Here is a 19,043-nt window from a genome sequence, read left to right on the forward strand (position 1 = left end):
GCCCACTCCTCTCATGCGCTCGTATTATACCAAAAGCAAGAGAAGTGGACACCTTTCAATGACCGCTCTGTTCAACATGGAGCAAAGTGTGGGCAATCAAAGCAGCATAATGGGACGCTCCAACCGGATTGAGGTGCACGCCATCCGGATAAAACCACTGGTTTTCACCACGGCTTGCAGCATACCAGTTTACCAGTGTGACACGTGGATTGGCAGCAGCTTCCGAGGCCAGCATCTGATTGACAACGTTCTGCCAGGGACGAGGTACACGAGTGTTGACCAGTAAAATGTGGGACACAGGACCGAGATCGGCCAAAAGGGCCTGTAGCTGACCCATGGTGAATGGCCCATTGGTACCAAGTTCAATAATAGCTGCTTTCTGAATTTCACCTGCAGCTCGCATTTTATCCACAACAGGTCCAGCTTCAATTAACTGGCGACCCACTTTGCCGTTAACCACAATGCCTGGCAACATTTTTTCCAAATAAGGTTTTGCGTCTACCATAACCGAGTCACCAACGGCAATGACGCCAGCGCCCGATCCGATGACCCACGAACCGCCTTGATTGTATGTTGTGGACGCTGTGGTAGCTGTCTTTGAATTCGTTCTGTCGGTTGCTGATAGACTCTTCTTCTGAGTATTCGCGTCGGCGGTTGTGAGATTTGATTTCACTTTGGTTTGGTTTGATGTCACTTTGACTGGAACGGGTCGACTATCGCGAAGTTCTGTCTGAGCAGTAGCAGCATGCACACGCAGTCGATAGGAAGTAAACACGCCACCGACAAGCAACAAGAGTGCCACGCTACTCACGGTCAGAATGCGACGCAGGGAATGTGGATGAGCACGTCGATGGACTCCTCCTTTGCCAAAGAACGACTTCCACATTCGTTCAAGTGCCCCGTGGCGAATCGGATCTTCAATAAACCGCCAGGAGAGCGCCGCTAATAGGATGCTCGCTGTAACCTGTAAAGCCGCTCGCCAATAATTAAAACCGCCTGTCTGTACACTCGGTGTGGTCAAGACAATAATCGGATAATGCCAAAGGTAGATAGCATAGGAACGGACACCAAGCCAACGCAATGGTTTGCTTCCCAACAGGCGATGGAGCAACGTCGCTGGATGAGCTAAGGCGGCAATAGCGAGAGCAGCAGCTACCGAAAGAAGCACCATACCCCCGCGATAAAGAAAAGTTTCATATTCATTCGTGCCAACCATCATCCAAATGACCACGGCTAATCCCAGAACTCCTATAATATCCAGCAACCAACGGGAAGCACTTGGTAGTTTTGAAGAGAGTTTGCGACTTGGCCAGATAACAGCCAGCAACGCTCCAATCAATAAAGAGAAAGCACGGGTATCCGTTCCATAGTAGACCCGGTTTGGATCAGAACCTGGTTGATAGAGAAGAGCCATAGCTAACGCGGAAGCGGTAGCCAAAACCACAGTCAGCCAGACGAGCCAACTGCGCCGGTTTTTTTTGCGCAATCCAAACACTAACAAAAGTGGCCAAATCAGATAAAACTGTTCTTCAACAGCCAATGACCATAGATGAGTGAGAGGAGAAGGAGATCCAAATTTAGCAAAATAGGATACATGGTGAAAAATATACCACCAGTTACTGACATAAAAGAGAGCGGCCAGTGTGTCCTGACCTAAAGATGACAATTGTGAAGGGGTAACAAAAATTTCCCACAACCATACTGCAGCCAGCAGGGTAAAAAGCGCAGGTAAAAGTCGTTTGGCACGCCGCAGCCAAAACTGGCGCATGACAATTTTCCCATTTCTAGCCCATTCTGCAATTAGCAAGTCAGTAATGAGATAGCCGGAGAGCACAAAAAAAACGCCTACTCCCAACAATCCGCCCGGAACAAAACCTATCCCCAAATGATAGGCCATAACAGCGAGAACCGATATGGCGCGCAGGCCATCCAGTCCTGGCATATAGCGGTTTTTTCCTTCTATGGGTTGTGGCACTGTACATCTCTCCTCATTCACCAGTCGCTGCCATATAGACGAAGCCACATGACGATATGTTACACCATTCGACATTTGGACGGTATTCATCAACCGCATGTCCTATGCGAAAAAGCGACTATTTTCGCACAAAAAAACCGCCGACACTTTGCGACTCTAAGCAAATGTCGACGGTTTTTTGCTTTCTTACCCCTTTGGTTGCGGAGGCAGGACTCGAACCTGCGACCTTCGGGTTATGAGCCCGACGAGCTGCCAACTGCTCCACCCCGCTTCGATAGTTTGGGGGAACGATTCTTAAGATACCCAACATCTGCGCTGTCTATACGCCTGCCGAGGCACTCGAGAGAACTTACATAGTTTTTCCTGAAGCGGAAATAATACCGTTGAAGATTTGGTAAATCTTACACGCCATTCATTGCGGCTGACTGCAGCTTTTGAAGAGAGGAGCTTCTCAATCCATGTTGTTGCACTCATTCAGCCTGCCGAAAATGCGTAAACCAAACCGTAAAACTCTAATTCTCATGGTCGCTTGGCCACTACTGGCTGGTTTTACAGGTACCGCATTGTTGTTGTTTGGACTGCGTGCCACACCCCTGCCAGAAGACAGTTTGTCCGATCCGACAGAAATTGAAGCGGCAGACGGTACCCGCATCGCTAGTTGGAGTTGGACTGCCAATACTGAAAGACATGTGCCGCTTTCAGAAATACCTAAAGCACTTCAGGAAGCCACACTTGCCGTAGAAGATGCTCATTTCTATCATCACCGAGCCTTCAGTTTGCCCTCCTTGGGACGAGCCCTGCTTGTTGATATTAAAAGTGGACATGTCGTTGAGGGCGGATCGACCATAACCCAGCAATTGGCTAAAAATCTTTTTTTATCACAACAGCGAACACTTTCCAGAAAAATTCGTGAGGCGTTGTATGCAATTCAGCTAGAAATGCATGAATCGAAAGATACCATCCTCAACCAATATCTCAACGTCATTTACTACGGTCACGGGGCTTACGGAGTAGATGCAGCTGCTGAAACCTATTTTGGTAAACCTGTAGAAGAATTGAATCTTGCCGAATCTGCTATGATTGCAGGATTGCCAAGAGGACCTGCCATCTTCTCTCCCATCGAACATCCTGCCGCAGCCAAGGAACGGCAGCGAATTGTACTCGACCGGATGGTGGCCTGTCACTATATCACTTGGCAACAAGCAAACGCTGCTTTTAACCAGCCATTGCACTATGCCACCCACCATATACCGCTGCATCAGGCTCCCTACTTCACAACAACCGTCATGGAGGAGTTGGCGCATCGCTACCACCTGTCCAGCGATGAACTCTACCGTGGCGGCACCAAAGTCATGACGACGCTCGATCCGTTGCTGCAACAGGCGGCTGAACGTGCCATTCGCAGCACTTTGCCGGCAAACAGCTCTTTACAAGCCGCATTGGTCGCTCTCGATCCGCAAACTGGCGCGATTCGAGCCATGGTTGGTGGAAGATCGTACATGACAAGTCCGTATAATCGTGTATTTGCCGAACGTCAACCGGGATCGACCTTTAAACCATTGCTTTACACAACGGCTCTTGAACAGCACTGGTCACCTGCCCGGCAAATCAACAGTGAACTGACAACCTTTGTTGCTGGGATAGGCGCAAACGCCCTGTATACTGTGCATGATTATGGTGATTTTTACGCTGGACGGCCGTTAACTTTGCGTGAGGCTTTAGCGCGAAGCGATAATATCTATGCTGTCAGCACCAACCTTGCCGTAAATCCCAGCCAAGTTGTGGCTACAGCGCACCGTATGGGCATAACCACTTATTTGGGCTCCGTGCCATCACTTGCACTCGGTGTATACCCTACCAGTCCGTTACAAATGGCGACTGCATACGCTACACTTGCCAACGGGGGTAAACGGGTGGAACCTTACGCAGTGGAAGAAGTGCGTTCAGCCACGCAAAATGAAGACATTCACGCCAATCCGACAGCCAAACAAGTCATCTCGCCACAGGTCGCTTTTCAAATGGCGGATTTGATGCGAAGTGTCATGCAGCCTGGCGGCACTGGCTATAGTGTAAGCCATTATCTGAATGGTCCAGTTGCTGCAAAAACAGGAACAACCGACACTGACGCATGGATGGTCGGCTTTACCCCCAATTTAGTCTGTGCTGTATGGGTAGGATACGACGACAACCGTCCGCTCAATCTGATGGAATCGCACTTGGCCTCGCCGATCTGGGCCAAGTTTATGAGTACGGCTCAATTGCATATGCCCTACTCCTGGTACTCACCGCCGAGTGGTCTTATTACACGCCAAATTGATCCCCTCTCGGGGAAATTAGCTACGGATAAATGTGGTCGCACAGAAACGGATTATTTCCAGCCTGGCACAGAGCCTGTTGAATCTTGCCCATTGCATCCTCATCCGCAAACACCTGTGCAAAAACTAACCAGAGGACTGCTGCCTTGGCTGCGCCATTGGTTCGGCGGCTGAACTTTCTCTACTTTTCAGATACAAGCCACCACTTTTCACCCCGAGGACGCCTCTCTATGCTAAAATGTCGCTAATTCATAGAGAGGAGTCCGCCCGAGGTGAATAGACTATCCCTTCGCGTCAGCCAATTAACCCCATCCGCCACCATGAGTGTCGACGCTAAAACAAAATCTTTGCTGCAAGCCGGCCAACCTGTTATCAATATGAGCGTCGGTGAACCTGATTTTGACACACCCACCGCGGCTTCCTTAGCTGGCATTCGTGCCATTGCTAATGGCAAAACACGCTATACGGCTGCTGCTGGAACGCCGGAATTACGCCAAGCAATCGCCAAAAAATTACAGACAGAAAACCATCTCACCTATACGCCCGAACAAATTGTTGTTTCCAATGGCGCCAAACATACGTTATTTAACATCTTCTTGGCCATTCTCAATCCTGGTGATGAAGTGATAGTTCCGACTCCCTACTGGGTCTCTTATCCTGAGCAAATTCGCTTAGCTGGTGGTATCCCAGTCTTTGTAAAAACAGACGAATCGAGCGGTTTTAAGATGACACCCCAGCAATTGCAGGCAGCGCTTAACGAAAAAACAAAAGCTGTTTTGCTAAATTCTCCCTGCAATCCAACTGGATCTGTATACAGCCGCAATGAATTAGCGTTGCTTGGAGAAATTTTGGAGAACCACATTGCATGGATAGTTTCAGACGAAATTTACGAAAAATTAGTTTACAACGTAGCTTTCACTTCTTTTGCCGAAGCTTGTCCACAACTCATCGATCGTACCCTGCTTGTCAATGGTTTTTCCAAAGCTTTCGCTATGACTGGATGGAGGCTGGGATATTTAGCTGCCCCGCCCGATCTCGCTAAAGCTGTTGCATCACTGCAAAGCCATGGAACTGGATCGCCCTCCACCATGTCTCAGGCGGCTGGAGTCGCCGCACTTCAATCCTTAGACACAACTATGATTCAAGCGTTCCATGCTCGCCGTGACTGTTTAGTAAAGGGGCTCAATCAGATCTCTGGACTCAGTTGCCTTAATCCGGAGGGTGCATTTTACGTTTTCCCAAACGTCTCTGCAGTTTTTGGCAAACGGTATGAAAACCGGATCATTGAAACAGCGGTTGACTATGCTGAACTGTTGCTGGAAAAACAGTTGGTTGCAGCTGTTCCAGGGGAAGCCTTTGGAGCCCCGAATAATATCCGCCTTTCTTATGCGGTCTCAATGCAAGACGTGGAGGAAGCTGTCAGACGTATAGCTGCTTTTCATAACATGCTGAATTAAATTGCTAAGAGCCAGTGCCAAAATTAAATAATTGCCGTTACAACAGGTATCTTGAATGTAAGATACGACTCACTTTATTTCGCCAAAGAAAAACGGAATGATCAGAGAACTTTATTACAGGCGTTTCAGAGAGTCCATGGGTCTATCCAAGTCATGTGAATTGTATGTTTATCGATAGTATTTGAATGTTTATACAAGGTAAATCATGGTGGATGAAAATCGTCGAGTTGGTGCTAGATATAAATACGCCACGGAACCCTCTTTTGGTAGAATTAAGTCGACCAAAACCCATTCACAACAAAGGAGAAGCTCCATGGCGAAATCCAGTATATCACAACACGCGCAATCTGGTTTGGTTCCTTTCCCCTTGATTCCCCGTCAATGGGAACAGTATATGGATGTTCCGTTTGTTATCCCCGCACTGACTTTCCCTTGGGACATCTTTCGAAATATTGAGCAGGAATACTACTGGCATCTATATGACTCGTTGCGTGAGGAACGGATAAATCGGTCGGACGGAACCAGCAACGTCACCAACTCTGCTCTTGGGCTAGAACTCCCCACACCAATGGAACAGGCGGTTAATACGTCGACAGTCACGCGAAGTCGTTCAGGCCGCAAGCCTCACGACTTTATGCCTATGATGCGGGCGTTCGAGTTGGCCCGATTGCTATACGTTGAGAGCATGGCTGAGAGTGTCTACCTACAGGTTCGCTCCAACCCGTTGTTTGCTGAAGCTTGCGGGTTTACAGGCAAACTCCCCAGTTACCGCTCGTTTGCCCGCTTCGACGAAATCATGACAAACTTCGGATTATGGGATAAGGCTCGACGGCTGGTCGTTGCGTTCAACCTGAAGCAGGGTGTGTTAGAGGTTGAGGATACCTTGGTCGCCGATACAACGCATGTTGAAGCGGAGGCGACCTACGGAAAACAGATGAAAACCTGTCGCCACAAAGAAGACTGTGATTGCCCTGCCGTCCCCACGGACGATAACGTAGGCATTGTTCGTAAGAGTAACGCCGTATCCTACATTGGCCACAAAGTTTCGTTACTCAGTGGCGCCAAGGGACAACTTCCACTCACCCGAGAAGTGTGCAAGGGAGAGGAATACGATGCCTTTACCTTGCTACCTACACTTGAGCGATTCAAAGCTGAGTTTGAGGAACAGGTACAGTCTGTGCAATATGTACTTGCCGATGGGATTTACCAGAGTCCAAGGAACCAGCAGGCAACAAGGGATGTACTTGGGGCAAAACTGGTTGCTCCCATTAATCCCAGGGGTCGCCAGGACAAACCGAGCGATGTCCGTGGAATTGATATGATTGACCGCTACGGGGTGCCACATTGCATTGCTGGACACAAGATGGAGTTAAAAGGATCCGACCTCAAAAAGGAGCAGTACATATTCACGTGTCCAGTTCACAATCCTCAGGCGAAACAGAAAGGGCTTGTCTGCCCGCACCACAAACACATCCAGTGCTGTAGCGGTGCCACCCAGGGTCGGGTGCTTCGGGTTGATTTTGAGACAACACCTCAGGTAGACCCTGAGTTCCCACAGCACAGCCGTACATTCGATACGTTGTATGACGCCCGTACAGGGATTGAGCGAATTATTGGGATGCTGAAAGATGGATACAGTTTACGGCGTGTGCACAAACGTGGACGTAAGGCGGTAGAGGCTCACGTTGACCAGTGCATGCTCTGTATGCATGTGATGGCATACTGCGCCTACACTCAAACTGGAACAGTAAACCGCGGGTGGACACGAAGTCGACTGAAGCGGGCTCAATGACAACAGCCATCACAAAAACCTTGATTGGCAGACCTTATCCACAGTTTTCGTGCGTCCATTTTGCCAATGACGAACATATCCACAGTCATGGAGCAGAATCACAGTGAGTTTCCTCTAATTTTGGACGATTAGAGTTTACTTCTCGTTGCTCCGTTTGACAACGAAAGCAATTTTGGCATCGGCTCTAACTTATTTCATCTCCTCGCAATGTGCACACTCCATGGCCAAATTCAATACGATAGGAGTGGAATGCGAAAATAGTTCGGTCCCTCAAAGACCGTTCGGTCTCGCCAAACAATGGGCGCAAATCTAGGTTGCTTGTCGTATTTGCGCCCATGAAGCGAGGAGGTGACAAGCGTGGCTACAAAAACTCCTGTTCCAAAAAAAGCATTGCCAAGCGCAACCAAAAGACGTAAGACGGCTGGAAAGGCCGCAACACCAAAGTCTACCACTTCACTTCCAAATCCAAACCAAAGTAACGGTTCGTCAACAAACAAAAAAAAGCAGTCGCAAACATTATCTCAACTGTTGACACCCAAAAATATACAGAATTCTTTTAAAGCAGTAGACAATCTGCGCTCGACGGTCAAAAATTGGCTTTCCTATCTCCAACAGGCAGATGTTTGGCTGGATAGCATCTATGGAACAACGACTTCTTTAAAAGAGGCGGGGATCCTGGAGAAGCTAACTTCCAAAAAGAAAGGCAAACTGACCACAGAAGATTTTACAACCATCTTTGCTACCATTCTTAACACACCCTTAGGCGGACGGATGCTCCAAGGTTTAGGTGGTGGCGAAACGAGTTCGGAAGAAACTCCTGCAACACCTGAACCGACCGCATCTGCTGCAACCAATCAAAATTCATCTGGACAAAACGGCTCTGGTCAACAACTGGCAGCACGAAATCCTACTCTTCCCCCGCCAGGAATGATGTAAAATAGATTTTTTTGACATAGGGCCTGCCTCTCCTATAGAAAGGCAGGCCATTTTAAATTCCCACATATGCTGAGGGGAAAAAAAGGCGTCCTGTCAGCCGTTATACAGCTGGCAGGACACCTCCTATCAAACATGGCTTTCAATCTTTTGTTTTGGGTACAAATTTTTTAATCTCTTTTAAAGTTTTATCATCCACATTTTTTCCGTATTTTTTCACCAATTCATCCACATTGGCATTTGGTCCATTTTTGGTAGCGTCTGTATAAGCATTCATGAACTGTTTAATACGCTGTTCAGGAACAGGTAATCCTAATTTGTTGGCAAAAGATTTAGCTAAATTTTCAACTTGTTGAGGATCTTTCCATTGTTCTGGTTTAACCTTCTTGACATCGTCAAGGATTTCAAAAATAGCCTTACGCTTGCCACTCAAATTATTTTTCAATGTATTGAGGGGCGTTCCGTCGGCACGGTTGGAACTGGTTTGTGCTTCAACAGCGGGCTGTTCTATGGATTGGATTGGTTGTTCTTGCACCCGCCCCTTTTTTCTGGCAGTCACCGTGCGGTTTTTCTTCCCGGATACACTGCGACCTGCTCGGTTTGGCACGTGATTTTCCTCCTCTGAACGTTTCATGCTGAGGTATGACTCTCCATACCGTATGCAGAAAACCGCTCCAGACGTGCCAATATTTTTTCAACTTCAGCACATGTCTGTGCCTCTTTTCGGTACAATAGTTCATATCTCATCTAAGTTAAATATGACTTCCTTCTGAAAAAATTAGAAGAAAGGCTGGTAATTCTATCATGAAAATTCAAGGTCGATTGATATTAGCTCTACTTTTTGCTGTCATTGTAGCTATTTTTGCGGTGATCAATGTCCATCAAGAACCTATTAACTTTCTCTTTGCTACTGCTTATGTTCCACTTGTTCTGATTATTCTCGGTTCCGCTGCTGCAGGCGGCATAATTGTAGGCAGTTTTGGACTCGTTTCACAACTACGTCTGCGTCGCAAATGTAGCCAACTGGAAAATGAATTGTCAGAACGTACTGCGCGGATGCAAGAGCTAGAACAACAATTATCCCCCGATACGGGACATCTCGACCTTGGGCAAAGCGACAGTAGCGTCCGTACGGATCTCTGAGTATCGATCTCGCCTGTGTTGCCACAGCGAACACAATATTTCTTTAATTTCCTTGTCACTAGCACCTTCGCGCATGGGTGTTTTGATATCTAATCCATCTGCCGCAAACAAACAAGTGTAAACTTTTCCATCTGAAGAAAGTCGCGCTCGCGAACAACCATGACAGAAGGGGTTAGTGACTGAGGTAATCAGGCCGATTTCACCTTCTCCATCCAGATAACGGTAACGTTTGGCTACATCATTAGGCGATCTCGCTGGTATCGGTTCAAGTGGCCAACGACTAGAAATTTTCAACAGTATCTCATTTGCGGAAACCACATCTTGCAGACTCCAGCCATTGGTGGTACCTACATCCATGTACTCAATAAGGCGCAAAACATGGCCCGTACCCCGGAAATATTCAGCCATCTCTATGATTGCGTTGTCATTTTTCCCTTTTTGAACAACCATATTTACTTTAACTGACGTAAAACCGGCTTCTTTTGCTGCTTGAATGCCCTGTAGCACACGCTGAACCGGAAACCTTACTCCGTTCATGCTGCCAAAAATGTTATCTTGCAAAGAGTCCAGCGAAACTGTCAAACGTTTTAAACCTGCTTCTCGCAAACGTTGTGCGCGTTGAAGCGTAAGCATGGACGCATTGGTAGTTAAGGCAATATCGCGAATGGTATCTACAAGCGCAATTTTGTGGATTAACTCTTCAAGATCTTTACGTAATAAGGGCTCTCCCCCGGTAATGCGAATTTTTTCTACACCAAGCTGCGAAAAAATCCTTACCAACCGCTCAACTTCTTCAAATGTCAAGATTTTCTCGTGGGGAAGAAAAGAATAATTCGATCCGAAAATCTCTTTTGGCATACAATAGGTACAGCGAAAATTACACCTGTCAGTGACTGAAATCCGCAAATCTTTCAATGGCCGACTCAGTGCGTCCACAATAGGTTGGATCGGTTGGTCCATGTTTATCTCCTCGTTTCACGAGCGTAGATAGAATTTAATCATTTCCCAAGAAATATGTCGAGGTCTGTCGAAAAGACATATCCCCGATTGGAACCATTCTGCTGGACAGATCATCCATAGAAAGGAACGAAATTAAATTATGTACAAGCATTATACGATAACAGATATTCACACACACGTTTTACCGAATCTTGACGATGGTCCGGAAAATATGGAAGAAACCGAACATCTACTGACAGCCATGCATGCAGTAGGGGTCGATCGAATTTTCTGCACATCCCACTACCTTTCTCCCTCTTTTGAAGTCTCTCTTCAGCAAATGACTTCAGCCTATGATCTTCTGCAGTCCACTCCTCAAAAATCAGCATGGCCCGCACTTCAACTGGGTGCTGAAATGCGCGTCCATCTGCAACAATTGGAACGGCTAAAAGATAGTGATTGGCCCCGCCTCGGAGACACTCATTACATTCTTCTGGAACTTCCCAACCTTGGACTCGCTCAAACTACTCTGCAATTTGTGAAACGTGTTACATCCGCAGGATTGCACCCCATTATTGCCCATCCTGAAAGACTTGTTGAATTGCAAAAGTCATTTGACTTAGTCGATCAACTGTTAGCTACTGGCGCTAGTTTCCAATTAACTGCCAGCTGTTTTATACCTTCCGCCAAAGCGGATCGACCTGTGAATCGTCTGGCATGGACTTTGCTGGAGACCGGATATGCCAGCGTCATTGCGTCTGACAGCCATAACACCAACGCCCGCCCTCCTGCACTGGTCGCTGCATACCAAGTCATTGAAGAACGGTTTGGAGAGAAAGCGGTTATACAACTCATTGAAAATGCCAATAAGATATGGCAAGACGATGAAATCTCCCGAGTAGCTGTGCGTTAGATTTGTTTGAAAGGTTTGAATGACTCACATGTGGAATTCATATAAAGAGACAAGTTGGTTACTTTCATTCTACCAAAAAGGACGGTGATGCCATGATGAAAATTGCATTGATTGCCCATGATAATCTAAAAGACTGGATGGTCAACTTTGCAGTTGCCTATGAACCTTTTCTCCTTCAACATCAACTTTTCGCTACAGGCACAACAGGTTTACGAATCATGGAAGCTACATCCCTGCAGGTCGAACGACTGCAGTCCGGCCCAATTGGTGGCGATCAACAAATTGGTGCATTGATTGCTACAGATCAAATGGATATGGTCATTTTTTTGCGCGATCCGTTAACTGCTCAACCGCATGAGCCTGATATTTCTGCACTTTTGCGCATTTGTGATGTACATAATGTTCCTGTGGCAACCAACTTGGCAACTGCAGAAGCTCTCATTCGAGCTGCTGCTCAAAATTTGCTCGGTTCTTCTAACAAGCCTTTATTCTCTCCACCCAACTTTACCTGAACCGATTTTCCCTACCGTTTTGATTTCTAGAATATACTAAGGAGGCAAACTTCGTGGGTCATTTGGAAGACAGAAAAATACGCCGTGCAGCAGTAGCTGCTGCAATGGAGGACAATTCTTTTGCTTTGCTATTTTCTGGAACCCGTATTCCTCAATCGGAAGATCATGATTATCCTTTTAGTGTCAATCGCAACTTCTATTATTTGACGGGCTGCGACAGAGAAAATCAGATTTTGCTGATCAGCAAAAGAAATGGAAAAATCTCTGAGACCCTGTTTACACCTAAAACTAATCCTGATTTAGAAAAATGGGTCGGTTTCTATATGACTCCTGAAACCGTGAAATCACTCAGTCATATCGATGATGTCCAGCCTAGGGAATCATTCGAAAATATCCTCGGACGTATGTTGAGTTGGCAAAATCTCCAATATTGCTACCTGGATTTTGATCAAAACCAATTACAACAGGAGCCCATCAGCCTTTCACACCGCTTTGCAAACACCATACAACGTAACTATCCTGGACTGACGATTCGCAATTTACACTATACATTGAGTCAAATGCGCTTGATTAAATCATCTGCTGAAATTGAAGAAATTCGTAAAGCCATTGCTGTTACTAACGAGGCTATTCAAAATCTTTGGGCGCACAGCCAACCTGGAATGAAAGAATATCAACTGGAGGCTTACTTTGATTTTACACTTCGTAGCCACGGCGTTTCAGAACACGCTTTCCCGCCCATTGTTGCTGCTGGTGAGCGCGCTACCATCCTTCATTATGTCAGTAACGACTTAACTGCCGAAGATGGCGAACTCGTTTTGCTCGATCTAGGAGCCTCAAGCGGATACTATGCGGCTGATATTTCGCGGACTTTTCCGGTCAATGGTAAATTTTCCGAACGCCAAAAGGCTATATATGAAGCGGTTCTTGAAGCGGAGGAAAAAGTGATTGCCGCTGTGCGTCCTGGCGTCACTTGGTCTGAGCTGAATCAAGTGGCTAAAGATTCTTTAGCCGAATCTCTTGTTCGTTTGGGAATCGCAAAATCGAAGGATGAGATTGACGAATATTATTACCATAGCGTCGGTCACCCGTTGGGATTGGATACACATGATGTGGGCGATCGCGATGTTCCCCTGGCGCCTGGTATGGTGATTACCATAGAACCTGGATTGTATATTGCCAAGGAGAAGATTGGTATAAGAATTGAAGATGATATTTGGGTAACTGAAAACGGACACGAAGTCTTGTCACAAGCTATTCCCAAAACGGTTTCTGAAATCGAACAGCTTGTAGGAAAACATCGCCAATAAACCTGTAAAGACGAATACGACTTTTATCATCAGCATAGGACTGTCCCACTCGTTCTTCCATGGGGCAGTCCTATTCAACATGGATAACATCAGGAGTATTCTTGTTCCAACGTGCAGATTGTCAAACCTTAGTCTATCTAAAATCGACTAGCGTCCACACTATCTAACCAACGAGTTATAGGTGCTGTGACGGATGCTACTACCCCTTCTTGAAAAGGTGACATCAGCCTTCCTTCTCGAACAATATCGAGAAAGGAACGACTTCCCCCTACCCTGCAAATGCGCAAATAATCTTTCCAGGCTTCTTCGGGATTCTCTTGCCTTTTTTTCCAAAATTGAAACGCACACACTTGAGCCAAGGTGTAATCAATATAATAAAAAGGACTTGTGTAGATGTGCGTTTGGTGCTGCCAATATCCACCCGCCTCAAGAAATGGATTATTTTCATAATCTCGATGCGGTAAATATTCTTTCTCTATGTTCGACCATATTTCTTTGCGTTCCCTTGGTGATAGATTGGGTTCGCTATAGATTTGATGTTGAAATTCATCTACTGCCACGCCATATGGAATAAAAGTTAGCGCTTCTGATAGATGTTTATAGCGAAATTTATCCGCATCTTCTGCAAAGAAGTTATCCATCCAGGGCCATGTGATAAATTCCATACTCATAGAATGGATTTCACATGCTTCTAAAGTTGGAAATAAATATTCAGGTACCGGCAATTTTCGGCTCATATAACTCTGAAAAGCATGCCCAGCTTCATGAGTCAGTACAGTAACATCATGATAAGTGCCATTAAAATTAGCAAAAATAAAGGGGGCTTCGTATTTAGGAATTACCGTGCAGTACCCACCTACCGCTTTTCCCTTCTGAGCCAGCAAATCCATTAATTCGTTCTCCTGCATATTGCGAAAAAACTGCCCCGTTTCAGGAGAAAGTTCTTCATACATCTGAGCTGCTTGAGCTATAATCCAATCTGCGTTTCCGTATGGATGGGGATTTCCATTAGCAAAAGTCAACGACTCATCATAGTATCGAAGGTTCTCCAGTTGCAGTCTGTTTCTTTGCTCCTCACGGAGTCTGCTTGCTATGGGTACTATTTCCTGTTTAACCTGCCGCCTAAAGCGGGCTACCATTGCGGCATCATAATCTGTTCGATTCAGTCTTGCATAGGCGAGTTCCACAAAACTTGGATAGCCAAGTTTTCTGGCCATTTCATGTCGAACATGGACTAATTCGTCATAAATATTATCTAAATCTTCTTCTCTTTCTAAAAAATAATTCCACAAGCTTTCTTGTGCGTCTTTCCTTGTTTCGCGATTCGTTGACTGAACGTAGGGACCTAGCTGCGAGAGATTGAGTATTTGGCCTTGAAACTCTATATTGGCTGCTGCCATCAATTGTTGATAACTTGTTATAAGCTGATTTTCTTTTTGTAAATACGGGATGATGGATTCATCAAATGTTTTTACACTATTTTCTGCGATTCGGAAAAGCTGTTTTCCCCATTTGAGCTCTAGTTCACGACGAAATGGTGAATTGATGAGTTTCTGATAATATTTATTAATCATCCCCTCCATAATGGGGCCATTCTGATCAAAATATGCCTGCTGTTCTTTGTAAAATTCATCTTCGGTGTTCATACTATGCCTTATGTAGACCAACGACTGCCGAGAATTGTAGTCCATTCTCAATCGTTGTATTTCTTCCAAAACTTCATCTTGTTTTTCCGCAGATGTACTACCCTCAAACTTTTCTATTAATAGGGAAAACTTTCCCGCCATCTCCTGTATATCCGGTTTCTCATACAACATTTCTGTAAATCTCATATCAATCGTCATCTCCCCTCGTTTCCTCTTCTTCTATTCAAAGTATACTGAAACTCAGGGATGATGACTGAATTAATTTTCTTGTTGACGTGGTGCCTGTTGAACGAGTGCCATACGCTGGCGACGAAGCGCTTCTATTGCCTTCATGGGTAAACTTGCAGGAGTTTCTGCCGTGTGCGATTGGCTAACTGATTGTTCATCTGTCGAAGCTGTAATGGATTCTCCCCCTGTGACTTGATTTAGCGTTTTATTCTCCACTGATGGGCGAGTTACATTTGTTTGCTTTTCATCTGTTCTAACGGGTATCGATTCTAAAGCCTCCATGGCTATGTTTTCTTTCACTTTGTCTACCGTTGTATCACTTGTCATGATTCTCGATTGTTTTAGATGTTGCTCCACAATTCTCAATATCTCGTAGCTAAAATCGCCTTCGCTCTTTAGTTGATTAATAAAATTTACAACTTCTTGCGGCGTGTCAGACGCAATATAAATATGAATCAAATCTCCATGTCGAACTGTCTTTTCCCTGCGACGCCGCTCTCGCCGCTCATTCACGCTTTATCAGCCTCTGCTGAAGCAATTTCCATTTGAGCTGGCGACAAAGCGGTCGCTAAAGAGCGGAAAGTTCCACGCAAATTACGCATTTGTGCTAATTCTGGTGTATCAAAACGAAGTGGATGTCCTTGTCGGTCTAACTCTTTTATATAGGGGCTGAGTATGGCCGATCCGCCACCGATAAATAAAAATTCTTCCGCTTCTGGTGCAGCTGCCCACGCATCAAGTACTCTATCCAGTACTTCTCGGGCCAACTCGCTTAAGTGCAAATTTGCAATATCAGCAATACTTCCTTTAACCAAACCCTGCCATCGTACTTCATAATCTTTATGAACCAATCTTTCTACTACATTGACATCACTGCTTAAATACTCTTGTCCCATAGCAGTATTAAAATCTTTGCGAATTTTAGTGACAATGTCGTTTAAATTAATTCGAAATCCTGTGGAAGTATAGTCGTCAAGTTGCAAACCTGGTCGAAAAAATGCAATATCCAGGTCAATTCCACCGAGATCAGCCACTCCAAAAGCTTTGTTGGCGAGTGAATTCCCTTTTTCACTGGCAATATCAATAATACCAGCCACGTTATCAACATTTACTCCATCAGGCAGCGCAATATCCAGTTCTACTACAACTCCAGCATACTCGGGTGTTGATTTAAATTGTACGGTATGAATTCCGGCTGTCAGTTTTTCTTCAAATAGTGCTGCTTCTCCCACTTCTGCTATAGGTAATCCGATACCAAGCTGTACATCGACTCGTAATTTTTTAACTCCGTTGTGGATATCTTGCGCATGTTTTTGCGCAGCTGCATAAGCGATGGCGGTTAACGTTGTAATGAGCGTCTCTACTCGTTGCGATTTCATCTGGGCTGCCCGATAACCAACAATGGATTGGGCGCGAGCATTTCGAGATGCTAAGACACCCACGTGATAATTTCTTCCTGCCCCTTCCGGAATCGCTGGGGAGACAATTTCGACATCTAAATTTTCTATGGGAGAGCCTTGGTTTAGAATCACTTTTCGTTTGATATCCGATTGGAAAATTACATTGGGAAACATGAAAGTTTGATCAATATTTTCATATGCTGCCTTAACAAAACTATTGCCATTGTCGACAGCGATAACGAGTTTTGTTTCTTTCATATTGGATTCCTTGGCCATGGGCTGCTCTCCTTTTAATCATTCTTTCCTCTGTCCAGCAAAACTGTCATTCTGTAATCACTATCCTACCTACCACTCATTATAGAGATTGTGCTAGATTATCGTCAAACATCAATGCATTTATGAATTTATGGGTTAATAAATAAATGAATATACTAGTTAACTACTAAATTCATATATTCATTAACCCCTAAACCCGTTATCGAAAAAAAGTGAGATCAAAATAAAAAACCTTAATGAATGAAGAACATTCATTAAGGTAAGAAAAGAGAAAATCATTACTGCTGAGGAACCATAAAAGTAGCCGAACCTGCTACAACACGAGCTCCATTCTGAGTATGAGCTTCAATATCACACTCAACGTAATATTCCGTACCTTGCTCTTCTATTTTTGTTACTTTACCACTACAAGTAACAACATCCCCAGGCCGAACCATTTCCTGAAATCGAACCCCAAACTGTAAAATTCGGCCTTGATAAGGCTTAACCGTATCCTTAATCATTTGTCCCACAAAAGCCATGGTCAGCATACCATGCGCGATAACTCCACCAAGGCCCGCTTCAATTGCAAACTCGTCCACCGTATGAATGGGATTAAAATCACCTGATGCACCAGAATACATAACCAGTTGTGTTTTCGTTATGGGCGGCTTGATCAAACGAGGTAACTCCTGCCCAATCGTGAATAAAGGATTCATCACTTAGCACCTCCCGTACGAATAACTGTTGAATTTTCAACCAACAAGAGTTCTCCAGCACTGTTCCTAACTTCAGCTTCAAACATGTAAAATGTCATGCTACCTAGTCGACCTGAGCTCTCGCGCACTTTTAACAATTTACGACTGCAAAAAACTACATCTCCAGCATAGATAGGTTTGTGGTATGTAAATCTCTGCTCACCATGTATTAACCCAGCTTTAGGCATCTCAAGACCAGGTATCTCTCCGTAATCAAATGTACGAGAAAAAGTAGGAGGAACCGGAATGGCAGGAAAACCTGCTTTTTTTGCAGCTTCCTCATCCCGGTAAACGGGATCGTCATCTCCTATCGCTTCAGCGAATTTTCGAATAGCTCCCTTTTCAACCTCATTTTTTACAGGTTGCGAAGAAACACCAACCATATCCTGCAAAGACGACATTTTATACACCCCTTTTTAAGAACATACTGCATCATCATCATACTAGTACAATAGTTTTATTACGATGCACAAGAATCCGATCCTCCACATGCCACTTCACAGCTTGAAATAATGTGGAACGTTCCACATTTTGACCAATTCGTTTCAGATCATGTACTGAATCTCTATGGCTAACCCGCAAAACCTGTTGTTCAATAATAGGTCCCTCATCCAATTCTTCAGTCACATAATGGGCAGTCGCACCAATTAACTTTACACCACGATGATAAGCCTGTTCATACGGATTACAACCTACAAATGCCGGCAAAAAAGAATGATGAATATTAATGATACGGTTAGGAAAAGCCGCTAAAAAATGTGGGGAAAGAATCTGCATATATCTAGCCAAGACAATAAAATCAACTTGCTTTCCAATGAGGTTAAGTTGTTTTTCTTCAATCATTGCTTTCGTGTCTGGACGAACAGGCAAATAATGAAAAGGTATCCCTAAAGATTCAACCAAAAAACGAGCATCATCATGATTGCTGATCACCATGCGAATATCCGCATGCAAGTGACCTATTTCCCATTGCCATAACAATTCTCGTAAACAATGTTCCTCTCGAGAAACAAAAATAACAAGTTGTTTGCGACGATTGGAGAGTTCAAAGTGATAATCCATAACAAATCTATCCGCAATCTCAGCAAACTCAGAACGTAAACGATAAATTAAACTTCCAACTGAAGGTATCTCAAATTCAATCCTCATAAAAAACAAGTTGTCATCTTCACTCGTGTACTGATTAGATTCCACAATATTAGCGTCATGCAGGAACAGGAATTCAGAAACAGATTTGATAATGCCTGGTTGGTCTTTACAAATCACTCTTAATCTGCAGCGAGAATCTCTTTCACGCAATAACAAATATTCACCACCTCTATAAACCTCAACCCTAGACAGAAAGAAATAAGAAAGACAGACAAGCATTCTGCATAATTTTACACTACGCAAACTTAATTTCGACAGTATTTGACGTCCTGTCTTTGTTACACTTTCCACATTGTCATCATACATATATTTACATCG

17 protein-coding genes and 1 tRNA gene are annotated in these 19,043 nt (G+C 44.8%); 8 read left to right on the plus strand and 10 right to left on the minus strand.

What is annotated here, in order from left to right; translation table 11 throughout:
* Nucleotides 1–55: 55 nt before the first annotated feature.
* Nucleotides 56–2,065: an acyltransferase family protein gene (locus ACOJUR_RS00880; protein WP_420949022.1), complete on the minus strand. Its 2,010-nt coding sequence runs from the start codon at nt 2,063–2,065 to the stop codon at nt 56–58.
* A gap of 105 nt (nt 2,066–2,170) precedes the next feature.
* A tRNA-Met gene (locus ACOJUR_RS00885) sits at nt 2,171–2,246 on the minus strand.
* A gap of 187 nt (nt 2,247–2,433) precedes the next feature.
* Between ACOJUR_RS00885 and ACOJUR_RS00890 the strand changes: the two genes are divergently transcribed.
* The 4 genes from ACOJUR_RS00890 (at nt 2,434) to ACOJUR_RS00905 (ending at nt 8,475) form a co-directional block, all read left to right on the plus strand.
* A complete protein-coding gene (locus ACOJUR_RS00890; RefSeq protein WP_420949023.1) occupies nt 2,434–4,464 on the plus strand; it encodes a transglycosylase domain-containing protein in 2,031 nt (676 codons plus the stop codon).
* A 146-nt stretch (nt 4,465–4,610) separates the two neighbouring features.
* Nucleotides 4,611–5,747 (plus strand): pyridoxal phosphate-dependent aminotransferase, encoded by a 1,137-nt coding sequence (locus ACOJUR_RS00895; protein WP_420950477.1) that lies wholly within the window; start codon nt 4,611–4,613, stop codon nt 5,745–5,747.
* Between the two features lie 313 nt (nt 5,748–6,060).
* The gene (locus ACOJUR_RS00900; RefSeq protein WP_420948996.1) at nt 6,061–7,539 is read left to right on the plus strand and encodes a transposase; all 1,479 of its coding nucleotides are present in this window, start codon (nt 6,061–6,063) and stop codon (nt 7,537–7,539) included.
* Between the two features lie 357 nt (nt 7,540–7,896).
* Nucleotides 7,897–8,475: a hypothetical protein gene (locus ACOJUR_RS00905; protein WP_420949024.1), complete on the plus strand. Its 579-nt coding sequence runs from the start codon at nt 7,897–7,899 to the stop codon at nt 8,473–8,475.
* A 139-nt stretch (nt 8,476–8,614) separates the two neighbouring features.
* Here the strand turns inward: ACOJUR_RS00905 and ACOJUR_RS00910 are convergent, their stop codons facing one another.
* Nucleotides 8,615–9,031, minus strand: coding sequence for a hypothetical protein (locus ACOJUR_RS00910; protein ID WP_420949025.1), 417 nt, complete (start codon nt 9,029–9,031; stop codon nt 8,615–8,617).
* Nucleotides 9,032–9,276: 245 nt separating this feature from the next.
* On the opposite strand from ACOJUR_RS00910, the gene ACOJUR_RS00915 reads away from it, so the two are divergent.
* The gene (locus ACOJUR_RS00915; RefSeq protein WP_072874364.1) at nt 9,277–9,615 is read left to right on the plus strand and encodes a LapA family protein; all 339 of its coding nucleotides are present in this window, start codon (nt 9,277–9,279) and stop codon (nt 9,613–9,615) included.
* Here ACOJUR_RS00915 and moaA read toward each other — a convergent pair.
* Nucleotides 9,550–10,575 carry a GTP 3',8-cyclase MoaA gene (gene moaA, locus ACOJUR_RS00920; RefSeq protein ID WP_304503218.1) on the minus strand — a complete coding sequence of 342 codons (1,026 nt, stop codon included), beginning with the start codon at nt 10,573–10,575 and terminating at the stop codon, nt 9,550–9,552. The two genes, ACOJUR_RS00915 and moaA, sit on opposite strands and share 66 nt — an antisense overlap.
* A 139-nt stretch (nt 10,576–10,714) precedes the next feature.
* On the opposite strand from moaA, the gene ACOJUR_RS00925 reads away from it, so the two are divergent.
* From ACOJUR_RS00925 to ACOJUR_RS00935, 3 genes are all read left to right on the plus strand, one after another.
* The gene (locus ACOJUR_RS00925; protein WP_420949026.1) at nt 10,715–11,467 is read left to right on the plus strand and encodes a tyrosine-protein phosphatase; all 753 of its coding nucleotides are present in this window, start codon (nt 10,715–10,717) and stop codon (nt 11,465–11,467) included.
* A gap of 95 nt (nt 11,468–11,562) precedes the next feature.
* Nucleotides 11,563–11,979 (plus strand): methylglyoxal synthase, encoded by a 417-nt coding sequence (gene mgsA, locus ACOJUR_RS00930; protein WP_072874367.1) that lies wholly within the window; start codon nt 11,563–11,565, stop codon nt 11,977–11,979.
* 53 nt (nt 11,980–12,032) lie between these two features.
* Nucleotides 12,033–13,289, plus strand: a complete 1,257-nt coding sequence (locus ACOJUR_RS00935; protein ID WP_306953421.1) for an aminopeptidase P family protein — start codon at nt 12,033–12,035, stop codon at nt 13,287–13,289.
* Between the two features lie 137 nt (nt 13,290–13,426).
* Here ACOJUR_RS00935 and ACOJUR_RS00940 read toward each other — a convergent pair whose 3' ends face one another.
* The 6 genes from ACOJUR_RS00940 to purU form a co-directional block, all read right to left on the minus strand.
* Nucleotides 13,427–15,121 (minus strand): M3 family oligoendopeptidase, encoded by a 1,695-nt coding sequence (locus ACOJUR_RS00940; RefSeq protein WP_420950478.1) that lies wholly within the window; start codon nt 15,119–15,121, stop codon nt 13,427–13,429.
* A 72-nt stretch (nt 15,122–15,193) separates the two neighbouring features.
* Nucleotides 15,194–15,676 (minus strand): hypothetical protein, encoded by a 483-nt coding sequence (locus tag ACOJUR_RS00945; protein ID WP_420949027.1) that lies wholly within the window; start codon nt 15,674–15,676, stop codon nt 15,194–15,196.
* A complete protein-coding gene (locus tag ACOJUR_RS00950) occupies nt 15,673–16,839 on the minus strand; it encodes a ParM/StbA family protein (protein ID WP_420949028.1) in 1,167 nt (388 codons plus the stop codon). Before ACOJUR_RS00950 ends, ACOJUR_RS00945 begins: the two co-directional genes overlap by 4 nt.
* A 278-nt stretch (nt 16,840–17,117) precedes the next feature.
* Complete coding sequence (locus ACOJUR_RS00955) at nt 17,118–17,537, minus strand: MaoC/PaaZ C-terminal domain-containing protein (RefSeq protein ID WP_072874370.1); 420 nt, start codon at nt 17,535–17,537, stop codon at nt 17,118–17,120.
* On the minus strand, nt 17,537–17,977 hold the full coding sequence (locus ACOJUR_RS00960) for a MaoC family dehydratase N-terminal domain-containing protein (protein WP_072874371.1): 441 nt from the start codon (nt 17,975–17,977) through the stop codon (nt 17,537–17,539). Before ACOJUR_RS00960 ends, ACOJUR_RS00955 begins: the two co-directional genes overlap by 1 nt.
* Nucleotides 17,978–18,014: 37 nt before the next feature.
* A complete protein-coding gene (gene purU, locus ACOJUR_RS00965; RefSeq protein WP_420950479.1) occupies nt 18,015–18,944 on the minus strand; it encodes a formyltetrahydrofolate deformylase in 930 nt (309 codons plus the stop codon).
* Between the last annotated feature and the right edge of the window lie 99 nt (nt 18,945–19,043).

This window comes from Alicyclobacillus tolerans, from assembly GCF_048984885.1.
GTDB lineage: Bacteria > Bacillota > Bacilli > Alicyclobacillales > Alicyclobacillaceae > Alicyclobacillus_I > Alicyclobacillus_I tolerans.